Below are 9,871 nucleotides of genomic sequence, written 5' to 3'. Positions count from 1 at the left end.
CTTCTGGAGTTCGTTATGATCATTATTCTGACTTTGGTGGCACATTAAACCCACGTTTGGGTCTGGTTTGGCACACAACAGAACAATTAACAACCAAGCTATTGTACGGGCGGGCTTTCCGTTCCCCTGCATTGAGTGAATTGTATAATATTCATAACCCCATTGCGTATGGCAATCCAAATCTTAATCCAGAAACAATGGAGTCATGGGAATTAGGCTTTTACTATCAGTTATCACCCACATTGCACTTGAGTGCGACCACTTTTTATTATGAATTAGATGATTTAATTCGTTATCGTCCAGACCCGCGTGAAGATATCACTCGTAGCGCTATCAATAGTGACTCTCAAAAAGGGCATGGTAGCGAAATAGAGTTAAATTGGCAGCCTTCTCCACGTTGGCATATTTTGGCTAATTTTGCGATACAAGAGACTAAAACTCGGGGATATAAACTACCACAAATTCCTTATTATCAATTTTATTTACATACTGATTGGGAATTTATACCGCATTGGTATTTTAATTTACAGCTCGATGGTGTAATGAATCGTCAACGTGGCAAGCTCGATCAAAGACCTGCTATCGATGATTATTGGTTAACAAATATGACATTGCACTATATGCCAAATCAGAAATGGAAAGTAAGTCTAGGTATCCACAATGCCTTTGGTATTGATGCACGTGAACCAACAAGTTTTTCTGAAACAGCGAATATTGCAGGATTACCAAATGATTTACCGTTAGAAGGGCGCAATTATTTTCTTGAACTGCAGTATCACTTCAAATAATGAGTATGATTTTTGTCTCGTTCCAACGATCTTTGTTGGAATGCAGTGCAGACGTTCCGCGTCATAGATGGTTAATGACACAGAGCGTCAAAGCTGAATTACCAACTAGAAGGCTTTTTGTGTGATGGTCAAAACTACAACCCAATAATTTCCACTACTCAGACTAGTCCATTTTTCGTAAGTCTATATAATAGTGCCTCACAACAGACCTTAATTGTGAAACACTATGAAATTATTATTCAAAATTATTAAATATCTTTTATTTTTCAGCTTATTACTGGTTGTCCTTATCGGTGCGAGTTTAACATGGCTATTGGGCACAGAATCAGGGGTTAATTTTTTGGTGGCGCAAGGTAAAAAATACGCACCCGGAACATTAGAAATTGAACAAGTACAAGGTACATTACTCAGCGAATTACATCTAACCAATCTCAGCTATGACCAAGAAAATACCGTCAATGCCAAAGTTGAAGACTTATTATTAAGCTGGAATCCAAAAGCCTTATTTTCCCGAACCGCACACATTAAACAATTGCATGTGACGGGAGTTGATGTGAAATTACCTCAACCTGCTGAAAAACCAGCTAAAGAAGATAAACCCAAATCCTCCGAGCCGCCCAGTATTCCAGATATAAAACTCCCGATTAAGATTATTATTGACGACGTGCAAATCAATCAAGTCGCGGTACAAACAGGCGATGGCGAACCCTTTGTGATTAACAGCAGTCAATTACAAGCCCAATTAATCGAAAAATTTGAACTAAAAAAACTCACAGTTGACGCGCCATTATTTACCGTCAATGCCCAAGGTGATGCACAATTAACCACTCCACATCCATTAAATCTAAACGCGGATTGGACAGCCAATATTGATAAAGTGCCACCGTTATCAGGTCATACGGAAATTGCGGGTGATACTAAAAAATTAACTGTCACTCATGCGTTGGCGCAACCTGCTGCAATCAACTTACAAGCGGTAGCGAATGATTTACTCGGTGCGTTAACTTGGAATGCGGACATTGATTGGGTAAAAATTCAATATCCATTTGATTCTAAAGAAATTATTGTTGATGCACGAGATGGGAAAATCACTGCCTCAGGCGATTTAGAAAACTACCAAGTCACGCTCAACGCAGATGTCACAGGCAAAGATATTCCACAAGGAAAATGGGAAGTCGCAGCCAAAGGCGATAAAACCCAAGCCAATATTGAGACCTTAGAAGCAGATATTCTGACGGGTAAAATTTCGGGTGTCGGCTTTATCAAATGGGTGGGTGAATTAGCAGGCGATATTAAATTGAAAACCGAACACATCGACATAAAACCATTTTGGAAAGATATGCCCGATGGTTTATTTATTGATACCGAAGTGGTGGCGAAATTACAGGATAAAGCATTTAACCTTGAACAATTGGCAGTGATGATTCCACAAATTAATACCAAAGTCACGGCAACGGGTACAGGTTCAATTGAAGACGGCGGCAAAGATTTAGATGTCAAAATGAATTTTCAAAATCTACGCTGGCCATTGAAAGGAAAAGATATTTTAGTCAATGCCAAACAAGGAACGCTAAATTTAACAGGTAGTGCCGATGATTATGATGTAACGTTAAATGCCGATGTGGCAGGCAAAGATATTCCTAAAGGCAAATGGTTAGTTAAAGCAACGGGTGATAAAACCCAAGCCGATGTGAATACGTTAGAAGCCGATATTCTTACAGGTAAAATTTCGGGTAAAGCGTTTGTCAAATGGGCGGATGGTTTGGCGGCAGATGTGAATCTCAGCACCAAACATATTGATATAAAACCGTTTTGGAAAGACATGCCCAAAGGCTTATTTATCGACAGTACAGTGGTTGCGAAGTTGAAAGACCAAAAATTCAATTTACAACAATTGGCAGTGATGATTCCAAAAATTAAAACCAAAGTTAGTGCAACGGGCACAGGCTCAATTGAAGACGGCGGCAAAGATTTAGATGTCAAATTGAAATGGGAAAATTTACGCTGGCCATTAGCTGGCAATGAATTGCTGGCACAAGTCAAACAAGGTGAGGTTGATTTAACAGGCAGTGCCAAAGCCTACAATCTCAAACTCAACACCGATGTTTCAGGCAAAGACATTCCTAAATCACAAATCCAGCTTGCAGGCAAAGGCAGTTTAGAAAAAATCGACATCAAAAAATTGACTGTGAATACGTTGGATGGCGTGGTGAACTTATTGGGTAAAGTTGAATGGAAACCACAAGTTAAATGGGATATTAAAATCGCAGGAAAAGACATCAATCCTGCCAAACAATGGAAAGATTTAGACGGCAATATTGGTTTAGACCTTGCAGCCAAAGGACAGCTTTCTGACAAAGGGGTGCAAACCGTGGTCAATATCAACGGGATTAAAGGCACATTCCGCAAATATCCATTGGATTTACAAGCTCAAGCCAAAGTCGATGGACAACGCTATGAAATCAAGAAATTAGACTTTAAATCAGGCAAAACCCATTTAACCGCAAATGGCGTAGTTGATAAGAAAATCAAACTAGACTGGGCGTTGGATGCACCGAATTTAAATACTCTACTGCCACAAGCCAAAGGCAGTATCAAAGGCAAAGGGCAAGTATTAGGCGCGTTGGATAAACCGCATGTTATCGCCAAGTTAAATGCCAATCAATTGCAATATGAAGATAATAAAGTGCAATCGCTGAAAATCGACGCAGATGTGGATTTAGATGGCGGCAAAACTTTGCGTTTAGATGTATTGGCTGAAAATATTCAACAGGCTGGAAAACAATTGTTAAAACAAGCGACTATCAATACTACAGGCAGTATGAAAAATCACCTATTGACCGCTAAAGTAGAAACCCCTGAGCAAGATGTGTTGTTAAAACTCAAAGGCGGCTTTGATATTGATAAAACCCAATGGAAAGGCAAAATCCAACAACTTGACGCTGATACGGGTGTGGTCGGTGTATGGAAAACTGCTCGTGCGACCAACTTAACTGCATCGCCAGAAAAGGCAGATTTAGGACAACTCTGTTTACAACAAGATAAAGCCCAAATTTGTACTCAAGCCAATTGGAAAGCTGAAGGCGATACCAAAGCCCAAATCGAATTAAAAACCATTCCACTAGCGATTGCAAAACAATTCTTTCCACCAGATTTAGATTTAACGGGTGATGTCAAAGGCAAAATCAATGCGCAATTATTGAAAAATGGTCAAATCCGTTCTGATGTGAATATCGGCATTACACCGGGGGAATTGACTACGCTGCTTGCGGGTGAAAAAGAAGTGTTTAAACATCAAGGTGGCAAATTAGAATTGGATATTAAACGCTCGGGGTTAGTCGCGAATTTGGTGCTGGATTTATTAGAACAAAGTCATATTAAAGCGGATGTCAAAATGCCGAAATTTAATAGCTTAAAGATTTCTGATAATCAAAGAATTAATGCGCAAATCAATGCTAAATTCGGTGATATTAGTATTTTACCGACGTTTGTTGAGCAAGCTGAAAATGTGCAAGGCGAAGTGTTGATGCAAGCCAATGTCAAAGGCACAATTAAAAAGCCTCAAATTAATGGCGAACTTAAAGTGGTTGATGGCGCGGCGGATTTGCCTGATTTTGGTTTAGAATTGCGCGATTTAAATGTCACAGTCAAAGATGATGGCAAAGATAAACTGGATATTTACGCGGGTCTCACTTCTGGTGATGGAAAATTAGAATTAACAGGTGATGCGTTTTTACCGATTGGGCGCGATTGGGCGGCGGATTTGAAATTAAAAGGCGAGAATTTTACCGCAATCGATCAAACCGAAGTCTATGCGTTAATTTCACCTGATATGACGATTACCGCCAATCCGAAAAAATTACATGTTGCAGGTACGGTGACGATTCCAACCGCACACATTACTCCACCTGAAGCCAGTGCCAGCGCAGTAAAAGTCACTAAAGATATTGTGATTGTTAATCCTAAAAATCCTAAACCTGAACCAAAACCTAAATCAAAAGGTGGTTTGGAAGTCTCTAGCAATGTGACAGTCATTTTAGGTGATGATGTGCAGTTTGATGGTTTGGGCTTTAAGAGTAACTTTGGGGGGAATTTGACTGTGAATAGCGAAGGCAGCCAGCTTCCTGTTGGCACAGGTGAAATCAAAATATTGAATGGACGTTACAAAGCTTATGGACAAGATTTACATATTGATGATGGTCGGGTTTTATATTCAGGCGGACGGTTGGAAAATCCTGGTTTAGATATTCGAGCTTATCGAAAAATAACCCGTGATGTAGTGGTGAATGGAGCGCGTTCTGATAATGTGGTTGCTGGGGTGTATATCAATGGCACAGCCCAAAATCCAAAAATAGATTTATATTCAAAACCTTCACTAGATCAATCTAATATTTTATCTTATATCGTATTGGGTCGCCCTGCAAATGAAGCGGCCAGCGGGGGTAAAGGTGCACAAGCGGCATTATTGGCTGCGGCTTCCACATTACCACTAAAAGAAGGTGATGGGATTATGAAAGACTTAGGTAATAATTTTGGTTTAGATGAAGCGGGGATTTCTACTGAAGATGGAATTGAAGACGCGGCATTGACTTTAGGTAAATACCTCACTCCAGATTTATATGTTAGCTATGGAGTCGGTTTGTTTGATGCTGAAAATATTTTAAAAATGCGTTATCAGCTCACCAAACGTTGGGTGATTGAAACCTCGCAGTCAGGTTCAGATAGTGGGGTTGATTTCAATTATACCTTGGAAAGGTAACGATATTTAAAACAATATCGTGGATACTTTTATTAAATTGCATCTATTTCAATGGGTTATAAGTCAGACTTCTTTCTCATAACTCATTGATTTTACTTGGCAGTTTTAAAAAGTATCCTAATTGTTAATAATTGGGTTTGATTACTTTAATAACAGAACAAACAACCAGCTACTTTATGGTTTCAAACTTTTTTTGAGTCAAATTAAGTTGCTAATTTCCAAGAATGAAAACCACTCTATATTCAGGTTGAATATTAACAATTACAAACATTATAAAAAAGTAATGTTTGTAATTGGTCGCATTCCCTAATCCAATTATAATGCAAGTCAAGCTATTAATTTGGCTACTCAACAGTGGACAAAACCCATCAATCAGGTCTATGCTAGTGAGCAAAGCGGGTGCATTGATTCAATTTTACAACCTTTAAACCTTTCACTTCAAATGTTTAGAAATCAGACAACCAAAAAATAACACAAGGGAGTATTTTCATGCGTGGTCAAGGCATTTTATTCAGTATCTTTACTATCTTATGCTTATGTGTCCAACCTCTTTACGCGCTTGATGATGAAGATATTGTGACAAAAACTGTTGTATTCCAAAATGGTGACCGCTATACAGGTGAATATGAAGGTAAAGCAAGAACAGGTCGCGGTAAATATACATGGTCAAATGGCGATCGTTATGAAGGCGATTTTTTTGAAGGAAATTTAGATGGCTTCGGTAAATATACTTGGAAAAATGGAGATATTTATGAAGGCTATTACTTAGGCAATCAGCGTGATGGTGAAGATGGTATTTATACATGGGCAAATGGCGACCGTTATGAAGGTGAATTCATCGAAGGCCAACGCGGTGATGGACGAATTACTCGTAATCCCAGACCTCAAGCCACTCCCGTTGCTAAAAAAGCACCAAAACCGATCATTGCCAAGCCAGAGATAAAAAAACCAGCACCGATTCAAGTTCAAGCCAAATCTACTCAATTAATGACCTCAACTGAATTAGAAGGTAAGCATATCGTCACATGGGCAAATGGTGACCACTATGAAGGTGAATACTTCCAAGACCGCAGAACAGGTCGAGGCATTTACACATGGATTAATCAAGACCATTATGAAGGCGAATTTATCGACGGTAAACGCGATGGTTTTGGCATGTATACATGGTCAAATGGCGATCGTTATGAAGGCACATATATAGAAAATAAACGTAACGATGAAAATGGCATCTATACATGGTCAAATGGCAACCGTTATGAGGGTGGCTTCATTGAGAATAAAATTCAAGGTTATGGTCGATTAACTTGGATTGATGGTGAATATTACGAAGGGGAGTTTGCAAATGGAGAACGCACTGGAACAGGCATTTATGTTAACGGTGGCGGTGATCGCTATGAAGGCCAATTCAAAAGTGGTAGACGGATTGGTAAAGGCGTGTTAGTTTCCATATCAGGCGATACCCAAGTGGTAGAATATGACAACGGTAGACGCATCAAATAAATGGATCATTTTATAACAAGCTGATACTGGTTGACTTTCCAGTATGGCACACCGACCACAAAAATAATGTATATTCGCTCACTGATTACTTTGCTTTGTGTTTTCAGCTTAAACTCAATTGCTGCACCAGAATCTCAGGATGGTGATGATGCAGCAAAAATGCGTTTATTGATGCACTTATCGCTAGAAGAACTGTTTGAAGTGCCTATCATAATGGTGACAACAGCTTCTCGGCGTGAAGAAAAAATCACTGAAACACCTGCTAATATTATGGTTATCACCAAACAGCAGATTGAGCAGCGGCGTTATGTCAATTTAGCCGACTTGCTGCAAGATTTGCCCAGTGTAGATATCCAACGCTTTAATGATGAAGACCGTTATCATACAATTCACTTCCGTGGTCACGAAAAATTCCTTATATTACAAGATGGTATTCGCATAGATTCACCAACAGGTGATATTATTCCTATCGCAGATAATTTCCCTTTATATCAAGCTAAACGGGTTGAAATTGTATACGGACCAGGTGCAGCCTTGTATTATGGTGCAGATGGCTTTACAGGTATCATCAACATCATTACCGAAGATGCAAATAATATTGACGGCTTTAATATTTCGGCTTCGTTAGGAACAGATGGTTATCGTTATTCGAGTTTATTAACAGGTCAGCAAATTACTGATAAATTGCGCATCACGGCAGGTGGACATTTTCAAGCTGATGCTAATACCAGTCTAGCAGCAGAATATCCAAACTCTTATCAATTTGATGACTTACAGAATTTTGCAGGCAATGTTGTGATTCCAGCTAATCAACGTGAAAGCTATACGGCCTCACAACGCAGTTATAGCTTGTTTGCTAAGATGAATATTCAAGATCATTTGATTTTAGGCTTTAACCGCTCTTTTTTCCGCAATTTAACCAATGTTGCAGAAAAACCTAGCAGCACGATTTATGATGGTAGTTCTTTTTGGACAACCCAAATCGATACACTTTACACTCAATTTCTATTTGACATCAATGATAAACTTTCCTCTGAAACGCTGTTTTCTTATGCTCATTATGAATTAAACCCAGAATCAAAATATCGCAATATCTTTAGTGATTACCGAGATGCGTATAAATATGCAGATGGTAAAAAATTAAGTGCCGAACAATTATTTGTATATGATTACAATCCTAAGCACACGATTGTTAGTGGTTTTGTATTTGAGGATTTACAGTCCATCCCTGAAACAGCAGATTTACCACGACAGTTTGATGTTGATAAGCCATTGTATGCACAAAATTTATATTACAACGGTACAAACGATGAGCTGGCAATTAGTATCGATGATATTGAATACAAAAATTATGCAGCTTATATACAAGCCCATTCAGGCTGGAGTGATAAAATCTCAACCATTATGGGTTTACGCTATGATTATAGTTCCCGTTATCAGTCAGCGATTAATCCACGTTTCGGCTTAGTTTATAAATGGAGTGATAAAACCAATATTAAATTCTTTTACGGTGAATCCTCACGTACGCCTTATCCTACTGAAGGTTTATCACATTTTGGTTCATTTTCAGGGCAACGTGATGATGACGGTAAATACCAAAGCTATTTTTACCATGTTCCTAATGAAAATCTAGATACCGAAAAAGCTCGAAATTATGAATTTAGTGTTATTTACAAACCCAGTAATACTTGGGAGTCCATCATAAATGTTTATCGTATGGACGTTGAAGACTTTATTATGAGTTATGCTGATGAGACTCCGACTCAATTTTTAGAGGGTGCACATTTATTAAATACAGAAAAAAATGGTAATGTCGGGACAGCCCATTATTACGGTTTAGATTGGAATGTATCTTATAGCACTGAGATTATGGATGATTACAAGCTGGATATATGGGGAAATTACAGTTTATCTAATAGTTACGTTAGTTTGCCTGATGGTTCAAGCTTTAAAGCACCTTATTTACCACGGCATAAATTAAAGTTAGGCGCGACATTCAGTTATTTAAATAAATGGTTTGTTACCCCTAAATTATATTTAGTTGAACGCACGAAGTTATTTAGATTTGATGAAACAGGCTGGCAAGTTGATAGCCCCGGATATGTGACTGCGAATTTACATGCAGGTTATAAAATCAATGAGCAGTTATCGACAGCAGTTGATATTTATAATGTATTCAATACCCATTATTATCATGCAGGTGGTTCAAATTTAGGTACTTCTTTTGATGCTCAGCCGCAGCCTTTGCGCACTATGGTGTTTTCGGTGAAGTATTTATTCTAGTGATGGATACAAAAATATTTAGAGAGATCGAGTACAATGGATGGCTCGAAATTGCCTTTTTAGGATAATATCCTTTTAGGCGGAATTTAGTTAATTCTAACCTCTTTTAATAGTTTTTAACTCTCTTTGTTCTACAAAATAATCTGATCTTTCCAATACAAATTGATACTTATATTGTTTGCATTGCGCTTTCTTATTTCCTCTTACACTTCCATTTAGTTTTTCTAAATCACATCTTGGACAATTCATTTTTTCAATACCTATTCGATATTTTATCTGCCATAGTTTTGCCTGCTTAACAACTAAGAACAGCTATATAGTTGTTTTATTTTAAAGTGATACAGGACTGGCAGTCCTCAATTTTAAAAATGATTGATATTTAAAGTATTTCAGGACTGCCAGTCCTCGCACTCAAGATAGAATTGACTATAGTCAATTTCCATTCAAGTGATATAAAATATGTATTGTTAATGAAAATAGGCTAAAAGCAGATGAATAAAGGGTATAGTGAAGACTTAAGAGAGCGAGTGTTAGAGTACAT

At 38.2% G+C, this 9,871-nt stretch carries 4 protein-coding genes; all 4 read left to right on the top strand.

The window, feature by feature from the left end; all coding sequences use genetic code 11:
- Positions 1-788, top strand: a 788-nt coding sequence (locus ABXH34_RS15440) for a TonB-dependent receptor plug domain-containing protein (RefSeq protein WP_353572782.1), incomplete at its 5' end; no start/stop codon positions are given.
- Positions 789-1,014: 226 nt separating this feature from the next.
- Complete coding sequence (locus tag ABXH34_RS15435) at positions 1,015-5,547, top strand: translocation/assembly module TamB domain-containing protein (RefSeq protein WP_353572781.1); 4,533 nt, start codon at positions 1,015-1,017, stop codon at positions 5,545-5,547.
- Positions 5,548-6,036: 489 nt separating this feature from the next.
- Positions 6,037-7,047: an MORN repeat-containing protein gene (locus tag ABXH34_RS15430; protein ID WP_353572780.1), complete on the top strand. Its 1,011-nt coding sequence runs from the start codon at positions 6,037-6,039 to the stop codon at positions 7,045-7,047.
- Positions 7,048-7,077: 30 nt separating this feature from the next.
- The gene (locus ABXH34_RS15425) at positions 7,078-9,330 is read left to right on the top strand and encodes a TonB-dependent receptor plug domain-containing protein (protein ID WP_353572779.1); all 2,253 of its coding nucleotides are present in this window, start codon (positions 7,078-7,080) and stop codon (positions 9,328-9,330) included.
- Positions 9,331-9,871: the final 541 nt, after the last annotated feature.

Source organism: Candidatus Albibeggiatoa sp. nov. BB20 (assembly GCA_016744725.1).
Lineage (GTDB): Bacteria > Pseudomonadota > Gammaproteobacteria > Beggiatoales > Beggiatoaceae > Albibeggiatoa.
The sequence above is the reverse complement of the archived record's forward strand: the minus strand, read 5'-3'. Positions and strand labels throughout refer to the sequence as shown.